The organism is Rhodococcus sp. UFZ-B548 (assembly GCF_903819475.1).
In the GTDB taxonomy this organism is placed as follows: Bacteria; Actinomycetota; Actinomycetes; order Mycobacteriales; family Mycobacteriaceae; genus Rhodococcus_F; species Rhodococcus_F erythropolis.
The window spans coordinates 14,838-37,008 of sequence record NZ_CAIJDS010000054.1 but is presented as its reverse complement, the minus strand read 5'-3'; the positions used below and the strand labels follow the sequence as shown (position 1 = coordinate 37,008).

General features: G+C 61.2%; 20 protein-coding genes and 2 pseudogenes. 9 read left to right on the top strand and 13 right to left on the bottom strand.

The window, feature by feature from the left end:
• Positions 1-350 precede the first annotated feature (350 nt).
• Positions 351-503: pseudogene (locus tag H7C86_RS30695) on the bottom strand (ATP-binding protein); the annotation flags it as partial.
• Positions 504-648: 145 nt separating this feature from the next.
• Here H7C86_RS30695 and H7C86_RS30690 point away from each other — a divergent pair.
• Together H7C86_RS30690 and H7C86_RS30685 are read left to right on the top strand one after the other, a co-directional pair.
• Positions 649-1,710, top strand: a complete 1,062-nt coding sequence (locus H7C86_RS30690) for a site-specific integrase (RefSeq protein WP_064445106.1) — start codon at positions 649-651, stop codon at positions 1,708-1,710.
• Positions 1,707-2,024, top strand: coding sequence for a helix-turn-helix transcriptional regulator (locus H7C86_RS30685; RefSeq protein WP_064445096.1), 318 nt, complete (start codon positions 1,707-1,709; stop codon positions 2,022-2,024). The genes H7C86_RS30690 and H7C86_RS30685 overlap by 4 nt, the downstream gene beginning before the upstream one ends.
• A 16-nt stretch (positions 2,025-2,040) precedes the next feature.
• Here H7C86_RS30685 and H7C86_RS37520 read toward each other — a convergent pair whose 3' ends face one another.
• Positions 2,041-2,385 (bottom strand): hypothetical protein, encoded by a 345-nt coding sequence (locus H7C86_RS37520; protein WP_073513720.1) that lies wholly within the window; start codon positions 2,383-2,385, stop codon positions 2,041-2,043.
• Positions 2,386-2,508: 123 nt separating this feature from the next.
• Here H7C86_RS37520 and H7C86_RS30680 point away from each other — a divergent pair, with 123 nt between their 5' ends.
• Entirely contained in the window at positions 2,509-3,675 is a 1,167-nt protein-coding gene (locus H7C86_RS30680; protein ID WP_003943392.1) for a site-specific integrase, read from the top strand.
• 13 nt (positions 3,676-3,688) lie between these two features.
• On the opposite strand, the gene istB is transcribed toward H7C86_RS30680, so the two are convergent.
• From istB to H7C86_RS37900, 3 genes and pseudogenes are all read right to left on the bottom strand, one after another.
• Positions 3,689-4,402, bottom strand: a complete 714-nt coding sequence (gene istB, locus H7C86_RS30675; protein WP_182262871.1) for an IS21-like element helper ATPase IstB — start codon at positions 4,400-4,402, stop codon at positions 3,689-3,691.
• On the bottom strand, positions 4,399-5,664 hold the full coding sequence (gene istA, locus H7C86_RS30670) for an IS21 family transposase (protein WP_182262870.1): 1,266 nt from the start codon (positions 5,662-5,664) through the stop codon (positions 4,399-4,401). Before istA ends, istB begins: the two co-directional genes overlap by 4 nt.
• A 369-nt stretch (positions 5,665-6,033) precedes the next feature.
• A pseudogene (locus H7C86_RS37900) lies at positions 6,034-6,523 on the bottom strand (SDR family NAD(P)-dependent oxidoreductase); the annotation flags it as partial.
• Between the two features lie 556 nt (positions 6,524-7,079).
• Here H7C86_RS37900 and H7C86_RS30665 point away from each other — a divergent pair.
• The 5 genes from H7C86_RS30665 (at position 7,080) to H7C86_RS30645 (ending at position 12,639) form a co-directional block, all read left to right on the top strand.
• On the top strand, positions 7,080-7,382 hold the full coding sequence (locus tag H7C86_RS30665; protein WP_182262869.1) for a hypothetical protein: 303 nt from the start codon (positions 7,080-7,082) through the stop codon (positions 7,380-7,382).
• A gap of 254 nt (positions 7,383-7,636) precedes the next feature.
• Positions 7,637-9,111, top strand: a protein-coding gene (locus tag H7C86_RS30660; protein WP_259349345.1) for an IS3 family transposase whose coding sequence is annotated in 2 segments (ribosomal slippage) — positions 7,637-8,015 and positions 8,015-9,111 — 1,476 coding nt in all. Because the reading frame shifts where the segments join, the coding sequence is not laid out codon by codon here.
• Positions 9,112-9,588: 477 nt separating this feature from the next.
• A complete protein-coding gene (locus H7C86_RS30655; RefSeq protein WP_397517281.1) occupies positions 9,589-9,909 on the top strand; it encodes a transposase in 321 nt (106 codons plus the stop codon).
• 231 nt (positions 9,910-10,140) lie between these two features.
• A complete protein-coding gene (locus H7C86_RS30650; protein ID WP_182262868.1) occupies positions 10,141-10,983 on the top strand; it encodes a helix-turn-helix domain-containing protein in 843 nt (280 codons plus the stop codon).
• Between the two features lie 45 nt (positions 10,984-11,028).
• On the top strand, positions 11,029-12,639 hold the full coding sequence (locus tag H7C86_RS30645) for an amidase (RefSeq protein WP_182262867.1): 1,611 nt from the start codon (positions 11,029-11,031) through the stop codon (positions 12,637-12,639).
• A 480-nt stretch (positions 12,640-13,119) separates the two neighbouring features.
• Here the strand turns inward: H7C86_RS30645 and H7C86_RS30640 are convergent, their stop codons facing one another.
• The 4 genes from H7C86_RS30640 to H7C86_RS30625 are packed head-to-tail and all read right to left on the bottom strand — an operon-like array spanning position 13,120 to position 15,979.
• Positions 13,120-13,320 carry a hypothetical protein gene (locus H7C86_RS30640; RefSeq protein WP_182262866.1) on the bottom strand — a complete coding sequence of 67 codons (201 nt, stop codon included), beginning with the start codon at positions 13,318-13,320 and terminating at the stop codon, positions 13,120-13,122.
• A 21-nt stretch (positions 13,321-13,341) separates the two neighbouring features.
• The gene (locus H7C86_RS30635; RefSeq protein WP_259349341.1) at positions 13,342-14,409 is read right to left on the bottom strand and encodes a maleylacetate reductase; all 1,068 of its coding nucleotides are present in this window, start codon (positions 14,407-14,409) and stop codon (positions 13,342-13,344) included.
• The gene (locus tag H7C86_RS30630; protein WP_182262865.1) at positions 14,406-15,293 is read right to left on the bottom strand and encodes a dioxygenase; all 888 of its coding nucleotides are present in this window, start codon (positions 15,291-15,293) and stop codon (positions 14,406-14,408) included. The genes H7C86_RS30635 and H7C86_RS30630 overlap by 4 nt, the downstream gene beginning before the upstream one ends.
• A 26-nt stretch (positions 15,294-15,319) precedes the next feature.
• On the bottom strand, positions 15,320-15,979 hold the full coding sequence (locus H7C86_RS30625; protein WP_259349340.1) for a nuclear transport factor 2 family protein: 660 nt from the start codon (positions 15,977-15,979) through the stop codon (positions 15,320-15,322).
• A 205-nt stretch (positions 15,980-16,184) separates the two neighbouring features.
• On the opposite strand from H7C86_RS30625, the gene H7C86_RS30620 reads away from it, so the two are divergent.
• Positions 16,185-16,958: an IclR family transcriptional regulator gene (locus H7C86_RS30620; protein ID WP_182262864.1), complete on the top strand. Its 774-nt coding sequence runs from the start codon at positions 16,185-16,187 to the stop codon at positions 16,956-16,958.
• Here the strand turns inward: H7C86_RS30620 and H7C86_RS30615 are convergent.
• From H7C86_RS30615 to H7C86_RS30600, 4 genes are read right to left on the bottom strand one after another with little or no spacing between them, the layout of a single operon-like run.
• Positions 16,937-17,812: a sugar phosphate isomerase/epimerase gene (locus H7C86_RS30615; RefSeq protein ID WP_182262863.1), complete on the bottom strand. Its 876-nt coding sequence runs from the start codon at positions 17,810-17,812 to the stop codon at positions 16,937-16,939. The genes H7C86_RS30620 and H7C86_RS30615 overlap by 22 nt on opposite strands.
• The gene (locus tag H7C86_RS30610) at positions 17,809-19,089 is read right to left on the bottom strand and encodes an amidase (RefSeq protein ID WP_182262862.1); all 1,281 of its coding nucleotides are present in this window, start codon (positions 19,087-19,089) and stop codon (positions 17,809-17,811) included. The genes H7C86_RS30615 and H7C86_RS30610 overlap by 4 nt, the downstream gene beginning before the upstream one ends.
• Positions 19,090-19,140: 51 nt before the next feature.
• Positions 19,141-20,769: an FAD-dependent oxidoreductase gene (locus H7C86_RS30605; protein ID WP_182262861.1), complete on the bottom strand. Its 1,629-nt coding sequence runs from the start codon at positions 20,767-20,769 to the stop codon at positions 19,141-19,143.
• Entirely contained in the window at positions 20,766-22,124 is a 1,359-nt protein-coding gene (locus H7C86_RS30600) for an MFS transporter (protein ID WP_259349339.1), read from the bottom strand. The genes H7C86_RS30605 and H7C86_RS30600 overlap by 4 nt, the downstream gene beginning before the upstream one ends.
• Positions 22,125-22,171: the final 47 nt, after the last annotated feature.

The following is a 22,171-nucleotide window of genomic DNA, read 5'->3' as shown; positions in this document are numbered from 1 at the left end:
GCACGGTCCCGCGAAACCTTGCCGCCCTCGAATCACGCTGAATAACAGTGCTTCTCCTCGTACCTATAACTGCAGCATCCACCTACAGCCAGTAGCCGAACACTGAGGCAGATCAACTCTTCATGATTTGCTAACCTGACGAATATTGTTTTCTTCAAACATAATTGATTTCCATTGCGGGCGTGGCCGAGATGCAAGGCAGCAGTCTGCAGAACCGTCCACGCGGATTCGAATCCTGCCACCCGCTCCATCATCATGGCCACCGAAATCCAAGCAGGTACCCATCGGTGTCAACGGTCTCTGAACTCTGACCCTTTACGGGTCCCGCAAAGTTGACCCACTTGCGGTCATTAGTCGTTGTTGGATCGGTTCTTGGTGAGCAGTTCTCGACTGGATCGGGTGCGGTAGGAGTCGCCGGTGAGGGTGAGTACTTCGGCGTGGTGGACGAGTCGGTCGATCATCGCTGCGGCGACGACGTCGTCGGAAAAGGTTTCGCCCCATCGATCTGGGGTTGGCACTTGTTCGTCTCCGTGGAAACCCGCAGCTCGCTGGGACTTCAGCATGTTTTCGCGTTCTAGCCTTCTTCAAGCTGTGAGCGGTCTATATTAGGTGCTACCTTAATCGTTCAGGTGTGAAGAAGGTGTGCTGATGACCGAAGGTCTGCGGCTGATCCCGGGCAACGTCGTTCCGATAGAGTCGATCGAGTCAGATCCTGTTGTGTTCCAACGCAACTGCGTGGACGCCTTCGTCGCGTCCTGGCGAGCTCGGGGCTTCAGCCCAGTCACTATCGACAACGACATCGGGCTACTCGAGCGGACGCTGACGGCACTGGGCCGGCCGGCGTGGGAAGTCACCGCCGAGGACATCGACCGAGTCGTCGGCAGCCTCGCAGTCGCGGGCCGTGCTCCGTCGACTCGGCGGGAGTATGTGCAGATCTTCAAGGGATTCCACTGGTTCCTCCAGGTTCGCAAGGCAGCCGAGATCGAGGCCGTGTTCGGGGTGAAGCTGGTCTGTCCGGTGGATGAGTTCAACGCCTCCCGCCATGTCGGCGACGATTCGCCGGCGCTGGTGCCGCCTCCGACTCCGGAGCGCGTGCGGGAGTTCTTCGAGTTCATGAAGGCGCGCATCATCACCGCCCGAAAATATGGGCCGGCAGCTCGGGACTACGCGCTGTTCCGGACGCTCTATCATGCCGGACTGCGCTCGGAAGAGGCTGCGCTGCTCGACCTTCCGGATGTGCATTTCGATCGTGGTCCGTTCGGCAAACTTCATGTCCGCTTCGGTAAGGGCGCCAGGATGTCCGGTCCTCGGCCGCGATGGGTTCCGATGCTCGACGGTCTGGACCTGGTGCTGCGCTGGTTCCTGACCGACGTGCGGCCCAAGTTCCCGGACTCGCCGGTGTTGTTCGCCGACGAGTCCGGCGGGCCGCTGCATCGTGGAACGATCCGCAACCGGCTGCGATATCTGATGGAGCTCGAAGGGCGCCCGCGTTCGGAGCGGTTCAGCCCGCATGCGCTGCGACGTGCGTGCGCGACCCACAACTATGAGCGTGGCGTGGATCTGGTTGCGATCCAACAGCTTCTGGGTCACTGGACCGTCGGATCGACGATGCGGTATGTCCGGCCATCGGCGACCTTCATCGAGGACGCGTATCGGCGCGCGGTGACCACCACCCTGGCCGAGCTCAGCGGAGAGGACGAGCGAGCGTGAGGATCAAGTGGCGACTGCGGATGGCCGCGGCCCAACGCGAAGTGTGGACCGGGACCGAGCTGCGCAGGCTGCTGGCAGACAAAGCCGGGCTGGAGATGTCGGCGGCGTCGGTGTCGGCGCTGTTCACCAAGGAACCCACCCAGATCAAGATGACGACGCTGATCGCGTTGTGCACTGCCTTGCAATGCACTCCGGACGACTTGTTCGAGATCGACGCCACTCCCGTCGAGCGTCCTGCCGATCCGCCAATTCGACCGGCGCCGACGCAGCGCCAAGCCGTCAACGCCCGCGGCCGCTCGCTTCCGCCGATGTGACGCTTCGACCTGGAAGTCATTGCAGAACATGCGTAAACGCCAGCGTGACTGTGCCGAGTGCGGCGGACCGGTGGGCATCATCGGCCGCGACCTGTGCTGCCGGTGCACCGCCCGCGCCAAGGACGCGGCCGCCAAGCAGCCGTGCCCTGACTGCAGCCGCAGTAGGGTGCTGGTCGTCGAGACAGGTCGTTGCGTGATTTGTTCCCGCCGGTGCGCGCAGTGCGGTCACAAGGTCCGCTTCGCGGAGGCCGTGTTGTGCCGGGGCTGCCAACGCAAAGCCGACCTGCAAGCTCGGCAACAGGACTGTCCGCGGTGCGGCAAACCCGGGTATCTGCGCGTGGACACCGGCTGGTGCGGTCACTGTTCGAGGCCGCGCCCTTCGAAGAAGCCCCCGCGCGTCTGCGTCGCCTGTGGCGTGTTGCGTCGCCATGCCGGCCGCGGCATGTGCTCGCGATGCTGGCAGCGCCATCCGGATCGGCCGCATGTGGCCGGCGAACATCTCCTAGCACGTCTTGCCGACCCGCCGGATTGGCTGCCCGGCCTGATCACCTGTCTCGCCGACGGCTATTCGCCAGGCCGTGCGTGTGTGGCGGTCACCGAGCTGGGGCGACTGCTCGACGACGAGCACTCCAATCATCCGCCGTCCCTGCTCGACAGGGCACGCCGCTCAGGCCGTTCCATGGGTCCGCTGGCCAGATCGATGCAAGATTTCTTCACCGAACACGGGCTGGCGATGCCGACCGACCACAACGAGCGACTCGCCGCCGGCCGCCGGCAACGGCGGATCGAAGCGGCCCCTGAACCGCTGCGACCGGCAATCGCAGGATTCGCCGAGTTCATGCTTACCGCCAAGGCCCGTGCTCGCCGGGCCGGAACACTGCCCCGCAGCGATTCGACCATAGAGGCCGCACTGGCGGCCGTTCGAGATTTCGCTTCGTTCTTGAACAGTGAACGCGGGAAACAAGATTGGGCGACCGTCGAGCTCGGCGACGTCGAGGCGTTCCTAGTTTCCCTGCCGAAGTCGCGCCAGCGAAGACTCACCGTGCTGCGCCAGTTTTTCCGATTCGCGCGCAGTCACCGTCTGGTCCTTGTCGATCCGACGAAGAGCCTGGACAGGAAAGAGGCCAAGGGTTTTCGTGGCCGGACGCTCACTCTCGAGCAACAACGCCGGTTGTTCCAGCGGTGGACCACCGACCTGCTGGTGCATCCGCATGAATCCCTGGTCGGCATCCTCGCCTTGCTGCATGGCGCTTCCAGTCGCGAAGTCCGGCTGCTGACCTGCGACGATGTCGATCCGCTTCGACAGACCGTCAGGCTTGGCGAGCGACCGCATCCGGTCCCGATGGACCCGGCGAGCTGGACGATCGTGCAGCGCTGTTTGGCCCAGCGCGCCTCCTGGCGCACCGCCAATCCGCACGTCATCGTCACCAAAGGGACCAAGGCCGGACGGTCACCCGCATCGGTCGCCTATCTGAGTCATGTGCTCGACGATTGCGGGTTCGGCCCGCGGATGATCCGCTGCACTCGCCTTATCGATCTGGTCAACACCATGGATCCGAAGCTCGTCGCCGCGGCATTCGGCATGACCGCCGAGGCCGCCATGATCTACCTGGCAGACTTCGTCGACCCGACCCGACTGCCGAACCCGTGAAACTTCGGCGCGACTACGCACAGATTCGCGCGAACATGTGCGCTTTCCCGAACGGCAGATTCGAGGTGACCATGATCGAACCCAACTCGTACCGGGATGCGATCAGCTGGAAGAACACGTTGGCTGCGTCCTGATCGAAGGGGATGTATCCGACTTCGTCGATGATGATCAGTTTGTAGCGGCGGATCTTCTTGAGTTCGGTGTCGAGTTGCCCGGCATGGTGCGCGGTGGTCAACCGGGAAATCCAGTTCGACGCGGTGTCGAACAGGACGGAGTATCCGGCGTAGGCGGCTTTGACTCCGAGTCCGATCGCGAGATGCGTTTTGCCGATTCCAGGAGGGCCGAGCAGGATGACGTTTTCCGCTTTGGCGACGAACATTCCAGTCACCAAGTGTGCCAACACATCACGTCTCAGACTTGGTAGGTGGTCGAGGTTGAAGTCTTCCAAGGTTTTCACTGCCGGGAAGTGCGCGGTGCGGATCCGCATGGTGGTGCCGGCGGATTCACGATCGGCGAGTTGGCGTTGCAGCACCGTGGCGAGGTATTCCTCGTGTGACCCGTTCTCGTCGCGGGCGTGATCGGCGAGCTCTTCCCAGACCCGTCCGATGGTCGGTGTTTTCAACACCCTCGTCAGGTATGCCATCTGCGATGGCAGTCCGTCGGCGGGCAAGGCCGCTGCTGCGGTTGCCTGGTCCTCCGCTTTCGTCTTCGCCGCTGTGGTTGTCATGATGTGGTCCTCACTGTTGTTGGGGTGGAGTCGAAGTCGACGCCGAACAAGGCGTCGTAGTCCGGTAACGCACGTAGTGCGACGGTATGGCCGTCGGTGTGCTGACGGGTGGCCGCGGCAGTGCGGCGTGCCCGCTCGGTCGCGAATCCGCAGCGCAGTTGCGCCGCGGTATCGACGTGATCGGGATCGGTGACGACCACATGTTTCTCCCACGAGCGGTCGTGGCGAGCAACGATCTGTCCGTCACAGCGAGCTGTCACCGTCGTCGGGCTGGCGCTGACGTCGACGAATCGGCCGATCACCCGCGGATCGATCGAGTAGTCGGCGGCGTCGATACGGACGTAGTAGTCCCGAGCCAACCGGATCCGGTGACTGAGTCCGACCGACGGAATGACCGGTGGCAGTTCGATCATTGCTTGAATATCGGTGGTGAGTAGATCGACAGGGCGGCCACCGATCGCCCTCACCGTGCGAGTATTCGCGCGAGTGAGCCAGTCCTGGAGCTGAATGTTGAAATCAGTCGGTGAGGTGAATCGCCGGCAGGGCAGAAACGATGTTTCCAGGTAGCCGTTGGCGCGTTCGACCACACCTTTGTATTCCTGGTCCCTCGGTGGCGCCAATTGGATCCGAGTGGCCAGCGTCCCGGCGAACGCCGCTGCTACGGTCGTGACCTTTCCAGTGCCACCGATCGCTGATTCCCGGTCCCATACCAGCGTTTTCGGTACACGTCCGAGTTGTGAGATCAGCTCCCACATCCCCGAGAGGATGTCGCCGCCTTGCCTGGATGGGATCATCAACGCGGTGATGAAGCGTGAGTACCCCAACACCATGACCAATACCGGCAGGACCCGTTCCTGGCCGCCACCGACAGGTATCGGTGTTGCGGGAAAACACAAGTCGCACTGTGCGATTGCACCTGGCCGATAGGTCGTCCGATCGACTGGATCGACTCCGACGTACTCGGGCCGGATCAGCTGCAGGCGTTTCTTCAGCGGCGACAACGAGTGCGGCCACCCGATTCGTTCCGCGATGACCGGTGCCAGCATCTTCGGCCAGTCCACCAGCAATGCTCGGATCTGCGGCTCGAACACATCGGCCACCGACCCTCGTCGCGGTCGTTCGTATCGAGGTGGTCGATCCGAGGCCAACGCCGACCGAACCGTATTCCGGGAAATCCCCAAGCGGCGGGCGATCTCCCTGATCGGCAGACGCTCACTGCGATGCAACCGGCGGATCTCCGCCCAATCCTCCAATGAAATCACCCTCCCAGCGTTGCCGCAGGTGGGTCAATTTTGCGGGACCCAAGGTGGTCCAGTGTTCAGGAACCGTCGACAATCGGGATAGGATCTGCACGATAGCAACAGAGGAACTGTCACGCTAGCCGAAAAGGCTGGTAGCGAAGCCTGTTTGGGACAGGCCGTTACGGGACACAGCCGGGCCACTCACTTTCAGGCGGCGGCATCTGTCGCGATGACTTCCTGCCAGAGCGCGAAGCGGGCGGCCATCTCGGCACGCCATTCGGGAGCGGTCAGCCGACTCCGCCGGCGCGGCTGGACCCAAACATTGAGCAAGCTCCACGGCGTGACAGCGCCGCCCGAACCGACGACCCATACCTTACCTTGATCGTCGTTCTACCTTGCTCTGAGAATGGACTTCATCCGAATGTCTCCGAGTAGACGACCGGTGACCGCTGCGCCCAGTCTACGCGTGGCGAATCGCGTGCTGATCGAGAACACCCAGTTGGGCAGGCCAGAGACGACGCACGGTGGTGCGCTGCGACGGTCCAATGCACAGAAATCCCTGTCTACCAACTGAGTTGAGGTTTGCATACGGCCGACCGCTGCTTCCTCTGATCCGACGACATCGAAGAACTCGGCCTTTGTCGGGCCGGGTCAGACAGCCAGCACGGTCAGGCAGGTTCCTCGCGCTTCGGCCCACAGCGCTTCCGCGAAATTGAGAACATACGCTTTGGACGCACCGTAGACGGTCCATGCCGGGAGTGGGCTGAAATGATGCAGTGCCCGCGATGTTGACGAGTGCGCCGCGTCGGGAAAGTAGGTCCGGAAGGAAAGCGTGTGTCAGTTCGACCAGCGTCGTGATGTTCAGCTGAACGCTCGAGGTTCTCTTCGTTTAGCCTTAGGCTAGACACGAGCCCCTGGACCCGAAAAAGTCGGCTCCCGCCACTGAAACCGTTGGGCGGCAGGAATTCAACCTCGCTCTATTTGTTGGACACTCGCAGCTGTCGACGGAGCTGCCCCTGATCACATGCCTGACCGCGGGAGGGACACCGCTGGGTGCGGGCCATGCTCCGCACCAACAGACGATTATATACGCCCAGGAGAGCCGAGCCTGCTCACTGCCGACGGGCCAACTCGTCCCGCACGATCTCCAACTTCATCTCATCACACCGGCTCATTTCGTCCAGATTCTCGAGCCGGGCGAGCTCCTGAACCAAATCGAGGTCGGTCATCCCGCGTCTGACATCCTGCATCCCGTATGCACCCTTCCGATCAGCATCTTTCCAGTCGGAGTACCCCCGACAAGCGGACCCGTAATCAGACCGCCGACGAAATCCTCATGCACGGAACGCGGCTGACACCTACGTGTGTCCCTCAAGCGAAAGTCCAAACTCCCAGGACTGAGCTTGAGGGGTGCTCCGCGGCCATTCTCGTTCGTAGTGGCAGTGAAGCAAAAGGGCTGGTCGGGATCGTCTCCGGGAGTCGACATCGCCGGCAACGGCCTACCATTGATGCCGATGAGCAATGATCAGCCCTGGGACGACGGCGTCTTTGCGGCGCCGGGTACGTCTATGCCGCCGCCGAGGTTTGCGAGTTCACTGATCACCCAGCTCGGTCTGTCGCGGGCATCACCGCAAGAACGTGAGCGAGGTGTCGCGGAGTGGCTTCGGAGCAATACGCCCAGCAAGGCGCTGCGGGGCAGCTTGATCCGATGTGGGTACGGGCATCTGCTCGAACAGTAGGTAACTTACGGATGAGCGAGCTTAGGTCCTCAGTCCTTGGCCAGCTGCGACATCACCGTCAGAGACTGATCCCTTCGTGCGCTATGCAGGTGACATGATCCCGGCCACGGGTCTCGCGAAGAATCTGATCCGATCCCTGTAGTGCAACAACACATGTGAAGTTCCGATCCAAGTTGATTCTGGGCGTTCCCTGTGTGTCAGGGTGAGTTGAGTCCACCGGTTCACAGCAACCCCGCCTGCAGGGCGAAATACGGATCAACCTCTCGACGATTTCCACCCCTGCGCCGGTCGAGGACAATGACCGCATGGCCTCTCCCCATCCCCGAGCCGACGGCCCTCGCCGACGACGAGCATTCACCCCCGCGGACAAGCTGACCCATTTGGCCGCGTACGAGCTGGCATGCGAGGACGGCGGCGGCGGTGCATATCTGCGCCGTGAAGGCCTGTACTCCTCGCTGATCTGCGAGAGGCGCAAGCAACGCGACGCCGGCGTCCTTGACGGTAAGAAGCCCGGCGCGAAGGTCGGAAAGCTCACCGCAGAGCAGGCCGAGATCGCCCGCCTGACTCGTGAGTTGGAACGCGCGAACAAACGGTTGACCACGACCGAAGCCGCCCTGAGCATCATGGGAAAAGCACACGCTCTCTTGGAATCGCTTTCCGAGAGAGCGGATCCGGGCGACAAGCCGGGCAAGCGCTGACCGCCGCGTGGACTGAACTGGCCGAAGCTGGAGTCTCGACACGGATGGCGAGTGCGCTGACCGGCGTCATCCGTTCGACCGCGCTGAGGCACCGAACTGCTGCTGCCGCGCCCACACCCGACCTTGCACCTGCGTCGGTGGTCGAACCGGCGAACAAGCTGACCAGCATCGAACGCCGCCGCATCCTCGAGATTCTCAACAGTGATCGTTTCGTCGATCAAGCACCACTTGAGGTGTTCGCGCAACTGCTCGACGAGGGAATCTACGTGTGTTCGGTGTCGACGATGTATCGGGTGCTGCGAGAGAACGCGCAGGTCGCCGAGCGTCGGAGGCTGGCCCGACACCCCTCGAAGGCTTGTCCGGAACTGGTGGCGACCGCACCCCGGCAGGTGTACTCGTGGGACATCACGAAACTCGCCGGCCCCGTAAAGGGGCAATATTTCGATGCCTACGTGATGATCGACATCTACTCTCGTTACATCGTCGGTGTTCACGTCCACACACACGAGTCAGGTTTTCTTGCAAGGGAATTGATGGAGAACATCTTCTCGGTTCACGGCATTCCGCAGGTCGTCCACGCTGACCGGGGTACTTCGATGACCAGTAAAACCGTCGCTGCACTACTCGCAGATCTCGAGATCACCCGGTCGCATTCACGGCCGCAGGTGTCGAACGACAACCCATACTCGGAAGCGGTGTTCAAGACTTTGAAGTACGGACAGTCGTTCCCTGAGCGTTTCGGATCAATCAGCGAAGCAAGAGAATTCATGGACGTCTTCACCGCTTGGTACAACCATGAGCATCGGCATACCGGTATCGGTCTGCATACTCCAGCCGATGTTCACTTCGGTTTGGCGGCGGGCAGAGCGGCAGACCGCCGGAGTGTTCTCGCTGCGGCTCGGGCGAAACACCCTCACCGCTTCGGCACGACGGCCGCACCGAAGATCCTCGATCTGCCAGACAGTGCCTGGATCAACCGGCCCGCCGACGAATCCGAGATCCCGGAGGCGGCGGAACCGACAGCCGCCTAACTCCCGCTGGACTCAACTCCCTTGACAAGTTCCGGTTCGACGAGGCCAAAGGAGATACATCCATAGTGGCGACACACTGCGTCTACCGGACTTCGATTGCCCGGCAAGCGAAGTCGTATGCAGTTTCTCCTAACCTGCCGTGAGTGAGCACGGGCCGGAGCCTTCGAGAGGAACGTCATGACAAACGAACTGTCCACTGCTCTCGAAGCTCTGGCGCACCTCCTCGACGTCCACTATATCGGTACCGTCGTCGCACGATCACAACAAACCGAAGACCGCAACCGCAGCGTCACATAATTCGACTTCACCACCAACGCCATCTACCGGACCTAGTCCATCACCAATCTCGAGACCTGGACAGCAGAAACGTGTCAACGGTCTCTACACCCACTTCAACCGCGCAGGTGAGACCGTCCACGAAGCGAAATTCCCCACCGCCGGCCTCGTGCCACCCGTCATCCGCCTGTGCTACCCAGGATGCTCACCGCGTTGTCGGACAAGCTTCCGAAGGTAGCGGCACACCTCGACGACGCCCGCGCCGAGTTGCTCGCATTCACCTCCTTCTCAAAGGAGATCTGGCGTCAGATCTGGTCCAACAATCCACGGGAACGACTGAACAAAGGAGATCCGTCGCCGGACCGAGATCGTTCGCATTTCCCTGATCGCACCTCCCTGATTCGGCTCGTCGGCGCGGTCTTGGCCGAGCAACACGACGAGTGGACCCGAGGCCGTCAATATCTCGGACTGGACATCCTGGCCCGCTCCCGAGTAAGTCTCGTTACCCCCGGAAACCGGTGACGACAACACAATTGACGAGGAGGCGACCTGTGCTACCCCAGCAGCATTGACAGCCTGAACGAAGAGATCACGCAGTGCCCGTCCTCAAACACCACGCATTGGGACTTGACCCCGTGACGATCACCCGATCACTTTTTTATTTACAGGTACGTCACGACAGGGATACACGGAAGTGAGCGGCAGTTACTAGTCTCCGGTGGTTCAAGTCGATAGGAAGACGGGTAGTGATCAATGAAGGTTCTTGGAGAATTCCTGCGCGCACATCGCGAAAACACCAGCCCGGAGTCCGTAGGTCTACGAACCATAGGGAGTCGTCGCACGCCCGGATTGAGACGTGAGGAAGTGGCGTTGTTGGCGGGAGTGGGCGTGTCCTGGTACACATGGCTCGAGCAAGGCCGCGTCACCGCGTCACGACAAGTTCTCGAAGCTATCGGCCGAGCGTTGCGTTTGCAGGAAACATCATTCGAATACATGTTGCTCGCCGGCGGCTTCGGGAAGCCACCTGCAAATGTGGCAGAGCAGGCACATGAAGTCGAGGTAGTGCGCCCCGTCATCGAGGAGTGGTCACACGGACCCGCATTCGTGATGAACAGTTGGTTCGACATTTTGGCATGGAACCAGCCGTACCTCGCAGTGTGGGGAAGCCCGTCCCCTCCGCACAACCTCATGGTCGACCTGTGCACATCGTCTCACATCGACGCCCTACTCACCGGTGGCGGCGACATGCTCGCCCGCCACCACTTACCCCGATTCCGGAGGCAAACCGCACCACACAGGGAAATTTCACGTGTGGACTACATTTATCAGATTCTCGAGGCCCGCTCACCTCATCTGCACGACTGGTGGAGATGCCAGACCATGGACAGCCCGCCAACCACTTCGTTCGCTGTCTCTCTTCCACAAGGAGTTGTGAGCATGACGCAGTTGTTCCTCGACGTGAAGGATCTCGGCGTCACGGTCGTTCTTCAACGCCCAGACGACAGACACAGTGCCGCGATCATGAAGCAATATCTGCATTGCTCGCCTGTCACCTCAGGTCACAGGATGAATTTAGGTCTGACCGAGGCGAGTTGAAACGAGGAATCTGTGAGTGCCCCGGCACTCAACCGAAGGAAACACATGTTTGGTCATGGCCCCTCGTTTCACTACCGAGCTACTGCTGCCGCGCTCTCACTGGTATTCCTCGCTGGCTGCGCCACCAGCGTTCCGGAGCTGAACCGCACCAACGCCCTTGCCAACAAGACCATCAACCTCTCCGACACCGACGCGACGACACTCCAACAGTTCCTGACCGCCGGCGAACTCACCTCAGTCCAGTTGGTTGCGGCATACCTCGATCGCATCGGCACCTACGAGTTCGCATCATCAGATCAACCCGGTATCAATGCGATTACGAACCTCAATCCACGAGCTGTTGCCGATGCCGTCTCCATGGATGAAGAGCGCGCACGCGGACACATTCGCGGCCCTCTGCACGGCATTCCCGTACTGGTCAAGGACGTGGTCGATGTTTCAGGTTTGCCGACCACCGGCGCATTGGAGTCCCTGCGCGAACTCGTGGTCGACGACGACGCCACACAAGTTCAACTCCTACGGCAAGCCGGCGCAATCATTCTCGGAAAAACAAATGTTCTCGAAGTCGATGGTCGCGGCGCCGGATCGTTCGGTGGAGATACGCGCAATCCCTACGATCAGTCACGGCACCCTGGATTCAGCAGTGGAGGAGCAGGGGCGGCTGTTGCTGCCGGATTCGCGCCCATCTCGCTCGCAGAAGACACCTTCGGATCTGTGCGAATACCAGCAGCACTGACAAATCTCGTCGGGCTACGCCCAACAGTCGGGCTCACCAGTCTCAACGGTGTCCAAAGACTCTCCTGGACATACGACACACTCGGGCCCATCACAACATCAGTGCGCGATGCTGCACTCGTTCTCGACGCCACAGTTGGTTACGACCCGACCGACCCTCGCAGCGTCGACGTCGACAAAACCGACGACGGTTACACCAGCCAACTTGATACAAAAGCCCTCGAAGGCAAGCGAATCGGGGTACTCGACGCATGGTTCTCAACTGACACCCCCGATAGAGCAGCTACCAGCGCCGTCATACGGGCTGCGGTCGACCAAATGGAAGCCTTAGGCGCATCAATCGTTCACGCCGAGATCCCAACCACTGCAATGGACGACTTCTCGTCCATTGGACGCAACATCATCGGATTCGAACTCCCAGACGCTCAAAACACGTACCTGAGCGAACACCAACTGCCCGCCGTTGCAGCACTCTCCGCACCAACCGACACACTGACCAGAGCCGACCTACAAGCATTCTCCGGTGCACTCGATCCCGCAGACCCCGCCGCAGTGGCGCAAGCCGATGCCCCCACCGTGTCCGAGAGCGACTACCGAACTGCGCTCGCAGCCAGGGAAAGATTCGCCACGGCCGTCGCTGCATATATGAAAGACAACAACTTCGACGCACTCGTCTACCCCAGCATGCAACAGCCCGCCAGTCCCCTCGGTACTTCCGATCCATTTCTCACCGAAAGGCTAGCCTCCGAAGCCGGACTTCCCGCCCTGAGCCTCCCCGCAGGACTCGTCGGACAGATGCCAGTAGGCATCGAGTTAATGGGCAGAGCGTTCGATGAAGCTACATTGCTCTCCATGGGATACGCATTCGAACAGGGAACCGACCACCGCAACCTCCCCACCACCACCCCACAACTCAAGTGAGGAGACCGTGACAATGGTCGATCTGCGATGCCCGCAACGGGTTCTACCGATGTAAAACACCGCCAGAACCTCAGACAGACTCAGTCCAAGAAAGTGCCAGTAGCCGACCCACCCGTCCATGTCGTGTCGCAGTGACGCAATCGCCCGGTCAGACACATGCCGGTGAGGCCCTCACCGAGTGGTGAATTGGCCCCCGGAAGGTTTGGACTGGCCCCCGGAAGGTTTGGACTGGCCAAATAGAAGCCTAGCCGCAAGGGCCTGGTCCGGTATTGCACCGGACCAGGCCCCAAGGCGTTCCCGACACCGACTCGAAAAAGCGTCCAAGAACTCCCAATGGTGAGCAGCGCTGGCGGATCGTGGATGGGCTCCTGCGGGGTCAGTGATAAGCAAGTCGTTGCCTCACTCAGGAAGCACAAAATCATCCGAACTCGATATGTCCATCATGCCCGCCAAGGGTTGCTGCCGGCCAGACCTTTTCGATCAGACGCTCAAACCGATCGACACAACCCGATATTCACTCTGTCCCTCCGGATGACGCAGCAGATTCCCGCCGGCATTCTCGGCATTCCGCGCCCAGGCACGCTGCGCGGCCCTCCGGACCGCACGGCTTTCGGCTTGATCGACGCCATCCGGCACGTCGACAGCGACGTTGAAGGGGCCTGCCCCGGCGGGAAACTTCACTCCGCGTCACACTGAACCGACCTAGGTCAGCAGAATCCCGTCGTAAGCGCAGGTGACTATGCCACGGATATCATCAGGTGACGCCTCGCGCGGATTGGCATACGGGCTCGAGCTCGCTTTTTCCACGACGGTCTCGATACCTGATCTAGGCATTCCAAGTTGTTCGAGTGTGGCTGCCACTCCCAACTCCCGGGCGAGATCGAGTATCGCTGCGGCCGGATCGCCCGCGCCGATCGAGGACGTCAAGATCCGCTGCGCATTCGGTGCGGCCGGCAAGTTGTACGCCAACACATAGGGAAGGACGGCGGCGTGAGTTTCTGCGTGCGGAAGGTTGAATGTTCCTCCGAGAATATGACAAAGCTTGTGGTGCAGGGACATTGTGGTTGAACCCAAACAGGCGCCGGCGAGCCACGCGCCGTAGAGGGCGTCGTGTCGCGCTTCTTCGTCCGACGGATCATGCACGATCTTCGGCAGCGACGCGCACAGTGCGCGGACAGCTTCTCCTGCCATCAAATCGGTGATGGGTGTTGAATCCGGGGCATAGAGCGCTTCGGCAGCGTGTGCCAGAGCGTTCAGCCCGCTCGTCACCGACTGACGTGAGGGCAACGTCAGCGTCAGGCTCGCGTCGTAGATGACGCTGTGGGGCAATACCTTCAGGTCTCTGCCGGTCTTCTTGTCTGCCCCTTGCGTCTTTCCCCAGATCGGTGTCATTTCCGACCCTGCGTAGGTTGTCGGGATCGCAACCGTGACCAAACCTGCTTCGAGTGCGATGATCTTGCCCAACCCGATCGCAGATCCACCGCCTATTGCGACGCAGCCGTCAATGTGGTGTTCTCTGGCATAGGCGACTGCGGCGTCAGAGATTTCAGCGGGCACATGCATGGCCGCGTGCGGGTACACCGCATACGCTCTGTGGCCGATACGTTTCGCGATGTCTTGTGCCATCGACGCCTGCTGCGGCGTAGAAATGATCATCACGCGACCGAGTGCCAGGCGGTCGAGTTCGGTATCGATCTCGTTGAGTGATCCGGTACCGAAAACGACGCGCATCGGCATAGCTGCATGTGTGAATGTGCGCTGCGAGTTCACAGGTCACTCCCCGGTTCGTCGACCGGATCGAGTACGACGTCGAATTCGATCAGGCCGAAAGGATTTTGAACCTCGTAGTGTTCGGCAAGGGCCGGGTCGTCGACCGTCCGGACTGCCCGAACGAGGCTGGCTTTGACTCCGAATACCGTGTCGTCGTCGAGATACGGACTGCTTGCGATGAACAGGTGCGTGGTCACCGGCGAATGACCTACAGCGCCCACGATGAAGTGAATGTGCGCCGGCCGATTCGGATGCCGGTTGGTGGCACGCAACAGGTTACCGACCGGGCCGTCGTCCGGGATCGGATAATGCCTGGGCTCTATCGTGCGAAACCAGAAGTCTCCGTGGTCATCTGCGGTGAACAACCCGCGCAGGTTCAGCGGGGGAACTTCATCCGGAAGCTGGATGTCGTAGTAACCGGCATCATCGGCTTGCCAAACGTCGATCACGGATCCGGGCAGAGCCTGGCCGTCGACCGATCGGATCCTGCCTTGCACTACGCATCGGGGCGCATCGCCGGTGAGGGCAATATCGGCTCCGAGTGCTCGTGGGGGTGAGTCGACGACATGGAATGGACCGAGCACGGTTGATTGTGTCGCTTCCACCGGTTTGCGGTTGTTGATGGTGTCCACCAGCATCGACACGCCGAGCACGTCGGAGAGCAGAATGAATTCTTGCCGCTGCTCGTCACACATGTGCCCCACGTCGGTGAGGAACGCGATCCCCCGCTCCCATTCCTGCTGCGTCGGTTCGGACTCCCGAATGAACGCGTGCAGGTGGGTCACTAACGAGCTGAGGACTTCCTTGAGTCGTTGGTCCGGGGTCTCCTGGAGGGAGTCGATTACCGCTGTGGTGGCGGTAGATTCGGAGAAGTCGGTGGTCATGACGGGTGGTCTCCTTGTCTATCGGGTCAGCGCGCTCGGGCGATGCGGCCCGGATCGCGGGGGTCCTCACTCTCGAGGAAATTGATGTCTTCTCCGCCCAACCATGCTCGACCTTCACGATACAAACCTTCGACCGCCGCACCGGTCAACCCTGGCAGTCCCGTTTTGACGTCGAAACCGGACTCTCGCTGGAGATACGCCAGGTGACGGTAACCAACGGGGAATTGTTCCAGGAGAATGGGATCCAGCACCACAGTTGTCGCCGGATCTACCGTATCGAGTCGATCGGTTTCATAAATCGGCTGTCTCCGAACGATTTTCCACTCGTCGTTCACTTTGAGGAAGAAGTCGTAGAATCTTCCGGTGCACACGACATCAGCCTGCACACCGTGCACGGTGGCACGCTGGTTGATGGTCATCTTGGTCTGCGCCACCGCGCGGTCGTCCGCAATCTCGACAGTGCTCCCACCGAGGAAGTGCAAGATACGCACGCCACCTTCGAAGCCCTTCTTACTGACGGCGATGAAATCGGTTGCTGGACCCTGAAACCACGTTGCCGACATGAATCCGTCGACATGCCATACAGTTGCGAATTTTTCCCACTCGCCGGCGTCTCGCCACAAGGCCCAGTTCTCGACGACCTCACGTACGGCAAGCTTTTCCAATTGTTCTGTCATTGTCGTCATTTCCGTCTTCTCTCGTTACCATCTGGTGGCGGCAATGCAATACGTTTTCCATTGAATGTCGACGGCCGGGGACGTCGACGGCCTCACAGGCACGACGCTATGGCACAGCAGCTCGTCGACATACACTTGAATGCCACTGAGTGGCAGTTGCGATGGCATCGTCGCGCGGCCTTGACGAGGATGTAATCGACCCACGAGGAGACACATGGCAGGCAACATCAGCATCCAGGGCGAAACCGTGGCCAGTCGCATCTTTCGTGTGCTCGACTGCTTCGACACCGCCCGCACCGACCTCACACTCACCGAAATCGCATCGCTGTCGTCCCTGCCGTTGAGCACCACCAAGCGAATCCTGGCCGAGCTGACCTCACTGCGAGCATTGCAGCGAAAACCGAACGGAAAGTACAGCATTGGCATCCGATTGTGGACGATAGGATCTCTCGCTCCCCAGCAGCGATCGCTGCGCGAAGCCGCCCTGCCGATGATGCACGACCTGTACGAAGCGACACACGAGAACGTTCAGTTGGCTGTCCTCGACGGTCGAGATGCGCTGTGCATTGAAAAGATCTCCACGAAGAGGTCCGTGCCCAACGAAACCCATATCGGTGGGCGACTACCGCTGCATGCCACCGCCGTCGGCAAATGTCTCCTCGCATTTTGTCCCCAAGACTTTCTGGTCGACATCATTCGACACGGGTTGTCGGACCGAACGCGATACACCATCACCGAAGCCGGCAGACTCGCGGCAAATCTGAGCGAAGTCAAACGAACCGGGATTGCGCTGAGCAAGGAAGAGATGACCCTCGGCGTCGTCTCGGTAGCTTCACCAATTATCGCTGCCGGAAAACTTCGCGGGTCGGTCGGTGTGGTGGCCCGGTCGACCACCCACCTCGATAGTCTGGCGCCGGCCGTCCGCACAGCAGCACTTGCGATCTCTCGGATGTGCGACGACGTGCCTCAGGCCGGTTCGGGCGGCTGAGTTCTCCATTCCGCCCCGGCGAGGACAGATCGGACCGCCCGAATGCTGTCGAGGGCAGCCTGATCGGCGGACTGCTCGTCGAGTGCATCGGAAAAGACCTCGACGGCAATGGGTCCCGAGTAGTTCGAGTTCTCGAGAGTATGCAGGAAGCCGTGGAGGTCACCGGCCCCCTCGCCGGGCAGTAAGCGGTGATGCCTGGACTCGTCACGCAGGTCGGCATGCGCGTTCCGGCCGACGTCGTTGAGCTGAATCGCCACGATCTTCTCGACCGGAACCGCGGCCAATTGCTCGTGCTGAGACCCCGACCGAAAGTAGTGCCAGGTGTCGAGCAGTACGCCGCCGTTGTCGCGGTCTGCATCGGCAACTACCTGCCAGGCAAACGTGAGATGCGAAATCTGGCCATAGGGAAGGAATTCCAATCCGATCAACAGATTCGAGTCCGATACGCGGTCACACAATCGACCGAATGACTTCACGATCGCGCCTAACGGATGAGCGAAGAACGATGGCAGGTTGAGTTGACGGCACCCCAAGAGGTCGGCAACGCGCAGCAGCTCTGCCTGTTCGTCGTCCACGAACGATCCGTCGTTGGCGCTCACCCAGTCCCAGGTCGTCTCCAGTTCCGTGACGACCAGACCGGATTCTTCGATCTTCCCGACAATCCGCGCATCCGACAGCCCCGACGCCCGTGCGGCGCGATAGTCGTCGAGCCGCAGGCCGATGCCGCAGAATCCCGCACCTGCGGCCGCAGCCAGTCGGCTGTCGAGGTCCGCGTAGCGTAGCGTGTTGGCGCTGATCACCAACGGGATCGACCTGATCAACAACGAATTCTCCTCATTCTTCTCGTTCGTCACAAGCGCTCCGCGAAGTCGAGCAGTCTGTCGTCGCCCCATCCGGTCACCAACGTCATTCCGACCGGCATTCCGGAGACGGGGCATGGCACAGAAAGCGCCGGTACTCCGGCAAAGCAGAAGGGGTAGGCAAATCGCACGAGTTCCAATGCGTCTCGGTCGCTGAACTCTCCGATGCGCGGCGCCACTATCGGCGACGTGGGACACGCAATGAAGTCGACATCGTCGAGTATCCATGTCAGCTCTGCCCGCCAGCGTCGCTGGTTCTGGCGAGCACGCGCGTAGTCGGGACCACTGATTCCGAATCCTGTGACCCGTCGATACTCCACGGCTTCCGCGTACGGTGTTGCGGCCTCGGGGAGTTCGTCGAAGGCGGCCGCAGCCTCCGAAAAATGTATGACACGGGCATTGGCCATGATCTCGTCGGCGGGGCTCGTCGCCACGTCGACGATCTCATGCCCCTGTTCACGTAGTCGTTGGATCGCTGCGTCAAACGCATCCGACACATAGCCGGACACGTTCACCAGCCAAGATCTGGGAATACCGATACGCACCGATCCGCCCCCGCTTCGGCCTGCGGCAGCGGCGTGATCGTGGGCCTGAACCAAGACGTCACGGACCAGGCGTACGTCATTGGGATCCTTGGCGAAGATCCCGACGGTGTCCATCGACCAACTCAGCGGAAAGACCCCGTCGGTACTGATCGAACCGTATGTCGGCCGGAGCCCGTACACACCGGTCAAGGCGGCCGGAACCACCACCGATCCACCTGTGTCCGTGCCGATTCCGACCACCGCCAGGTCAGCGGCGATCGCTGCCGCCGATCCGCCGCTGGACCCACCGGCAGTCCGGTCGAGGTCGTGCGGGTTCCTCGCCGGCCCGTTGGTCGGGTTGTACGTGATCGGTGACGACGCGAATTCTGGCAGGTTGGTCTTGGCGATGATCACAGCGCCGGCGGCGCGCAACAGAGCCACCGAAGCCGCATCGACGCGTGCCGGCGTGCCCTCCGACAGCGGGCGCCCCAATCCGGTGACAACACCGGCAACGTCGATGTTGTCTTTCACCACGATCGGGATCCCGGCAAGCGCGCCGTCGACCGAGGACGCCGGTGCGTTCGCGACGGTTTGAGTGAACGCACCCAGCTCCGGGGCAGCGGCTTCGTTGTGGCGAGAAAGGTCGTCGTACCAAGCGGAACGGTCGATCGCGTCGCTCCGCATGGCGTGGGCCAGACCCCGAGCGTTCACCCACTTCTGTCGCGCCTCGACCACTGGCGAAATCATGGCACCCAATTTCTTCTCATTTCTTCGGATAATCTCGAGAACCGCCGGCGATCACGCCGAGTCGCCAGGCGAGGGAACGTAACCGAACCGCCGAATCGGGGTTAGCGCGTCGTAAGTGGGCCAAGCCGTTTCACACCCGAGAACATCGGCGAGTGTCGACTGGAATTCGGTCAGTAACCGAGAGTCGTTGCGTACCTGAGTGGGAACATACTTCCGAAGCAGACAGAATGCGGCCAGCGCCCCTGCTGCCTCACCGGAAGCCCACTCCGATGGATGTACTCGAAAGGCGCCGTTGGTCAGATGGGTTGTGCCCATTGTTTTTCCGGCGGCAAGAAGGTTACCGATGCGCGCCGGGATCAGCGCCCCCAACGGAATCTGGAACGGCCACGTGTCGAGGTCCAGGGCGTTGCGACCCGAACTGGACGGATGCAGGTCTATTCGATAGGCACCGACACCCACACTGTCGAAGAAGGATTCAGCGCCTTCCGCGCCCGGCCGGGCAGTGACGCCGATGTGCTGCTCACACACCGTGAACTCGGCCACGATCCGCCGACCCTCACGCACGTACGGCATCATCGCGAACCCGTCGCCGGTTCCGGTGACGCCTGGATGCGTTCGCAGTTCGGGGTAGCCGGTTCCGCCGTCGTGGCGAGGCGCTTCGGTCTGCATCCAGTACAGAAACGACGTCGAGAACTCCTTCGATTCCTCAAGCGCTCGGGACGTATCCTCGGCGGTACCCCCGACCAGAGGCGTCTGCCAGTAGTCCATCATCGGCCACGCCGCGATGGTGTTGTCCGACTCCCAGCCACCACTCATGTTGCGCGCGGACAGTACTCGCCGGGCATGCCACAGGTCGTATCGGATACCCGGACCAGGACTGTTGTCGACGAACAGCGGACGTTGCCGCGGCTGATGGGTGACGTGATCAGAGACCGTCCAGCCCAGCATCGGGCCCGGCCAGAAATCCGGCTGGTAAGTGCGCCACGCGTCGTACGACGCCGGCTTATCGACGATGTTGTCGGTGCCCGGTGACCACGTCAGCGCGAGCGCCCAGGTGATCGCCTGCTGATCCGTCGGATCCGGAGCTCCATCCAACGCATGCGGTTCACCGGTCTGCGATTGTGATTCGGCACCGACCACATGTTCGGCGCCCGAAGCGGCAATCAGATCTCCGAGGTCGGTGCCGTCGAGGAAGTAGTCACCGACAAGGCATTTCTCCACGCCGTCGGCCGACACGACGGTGATCGCGGAGATCCTGTCGGCGTCAACCTCGGCTTGCGTCACCGTCCATCCGCGTAGAACTTCGATCAGACCACGGCTGCGCCACGGCGCAATCATCTGTTCCAGAACGAGTTCAGCGACGAAGGGTTCGTGTGAGAGGGGCCCGATGTTGCCGTCGCCCGGGTTGAGGTAGCGCGAATCCCGCGCCTCATGGGTCAGCGGGTAGTGCGATCGGTAGAACGATCGCACCCCGTCCCTGAAGGTCCGGTAACTGCGGGTGCATCCGGCTGTCTCGATCCAAGGATGCTCGTCCGGCGGTATCGCCTGGGCTGATACCTGCCCGCCGATCCACTCGCATTCCGACACGATCACAGTCCGTACACCCAGTCGTGCTGCGGCGATCGCCGCAGCGACGGAGGCCAAACCGCCCCCGGCTACAACGAACGTCTGCCGTGTCACTTGTCCCCTCCCGAAACCGCGGCGCGGGGTTCACTGCGAACCAGGGCGTTTCCGGTGGTGTCGATTTCGTCGTCCGAGAACGCCGTGCCCTTCGTCTCCGGCCCGATGTACACGCAGTAGATCGCCAACGCGACAAAGGCCAGGAAGAACACCGCCACTGCCCAATAGGAGCCGGCAGCAGCCAGCAGGGATGTCGCGATCAACGGGGTGAATCCGCTGAGCGGATCCGAGACGTTCCTGGCCGCCGAAATCGCGCTGGTCCGTACCCGGGTGTCGAAAAGTTCCGCGAAGTAGGCGCCCGACGCCGAGACGATTGTCTTGAGGCCTAATCCGTAAGCCAGAACGAGTGCGATCACGATCATCGGGAATGAACGCGTTTCGAGCATCCAGAAGAAGGGGAATGTGAAGAGTGCCAAGAACGCCAGGCCGCCGAGGAACACCGGTCGGCGTCCCCACCTGTCGGACAGCATTCCCGCGGAGGGAATGACCAGGAGTGCGATGAGGTTCGCGGCCATGACACCGGTCAACCCGACGTATGGCGGTAGGCCCAGGTGGGTCGTGCAGTAAACGATGGCGAACACGTTGAACAACTGACTGCCGACTGCGTCGGCCGACCGTGCGCCGGCTGCGATCAGCAGATTTCGTCGCTGTGTCGACCACATCAGTTTCAGCGGCGATCGCGAAATCTTGTTCTCACTGCGCAGCGCTTCGAATGCCGGTGTCTCATCCACCTTCAACCTGATGTAAATACCCACACCCACCAGTGAGAATCCCAGCAGGAACGGAATGCGCCAACCCCAGGACTCGAAGTCGCCTTCCGGCAGCATCGACATCAGTGCGAATATGCCTGTACCCAGCAGAATTCCGAGGGACACCCCCATCACCGGTAGGCTCGACATCAGACCTCGTCGCTTCTGTGACGAGTACTCCGACACCAGCGTCATCGCCCCGCCGTATTCGGCTCCTGCGCCGATGCTCTGGACGAGACGCAGAAGTACCAGTCCGATCGGAGCGAAGATCCCGATCTGCGCATAGGTCGGCATGAGACCGATGAGACCTGTGGCCAGCCCCATCACGACCAGGCTGTACAGCATCATGTTCTTGCGGCCGACGGTGTCACCATATCGGCTGAGGAGTACACCTCCCAACGGCTTGAACACGAAGCCGATGCCGTACGTCGCGAACGCGGCGATGGTACCGGCCACCGGACTGAGGTCGGGAAAAAACAGCTTGCCGAATACGAGTGTGGCCGCAGTTCCGTAGATGTAGAAGTCGTACCATTCGAGCACCGTGCCGACGACACTCGAGGTGACGGCATTACTCTGGCGTTTCCGGTCTGGCGTGGTTTTGTTCACGCTTTCCTCCGTAGAGTCGGGTACACGTCGTCGACCAGCGCCGGCAG

Coding starts and splice junctions, on each gene's coding strand:
- H7C86_RS30690 (WP_064445106.1), top strand. CDS start 649: ATGACCGAAGGTCTGCGGCTGATCCCGGGCAACGTCGTTCCGATAGAG.
- istB (WP_182262871.1), bottom strand. CDS start 4,402: ATGACAACCACAGCGGCGAAGACGAAAGCGGAGGACCAGGCAACCGCA.
- H7C86_RS30655 (WP_397517281.1), top strand. CDS start 9,589: ATGCTCACCGCGTTGTCGGACAAGCTTCCGAAGGTAGCGGCACACCTC.
- H7C86_RS30650 (WP_182262868.1), top strand. CDS start 10,141: ATGAAGGTTCTTGGAGAATTCCTGCGCGCACATCGCGAAAACACCAGC.
- H7C86_RS30645 (WP_182262867.1), top strand. CDS start 11,029: ATGTTTGGTCATGGCCCCTCGTTTCACTACCGAGCTACTGCTGCCGCG.
- H7C86_RS30630 (WP_182262865.1), bottom strand. CDS start 15,293: ATGACCACCGACTTCTCCGAATCTACCGCCACCACAGCGGTAATCGAC.
- H7C86_RS30625 (WP_259349340.1), bottom strand. CDS start 15,979: ATGACGACAATGACAGAACAATTGGAAAAGCTTGCCGTACGTGAGGTC.
- H7C86_RS30620 (WP_182262864.1), top strand. CDS start 16,185: ATGGCAGGCAACATCAGCATCCAGGGCGAAACCGTGGCCAGTCGCATC.
- H7C86_RS30610 (WP_182262862.1), bottom strand. CDS start 19,089: ATGATTTCGCCAGTGGTCGAGGCGCGACAGAAGTGGGTGAACGCTCGG.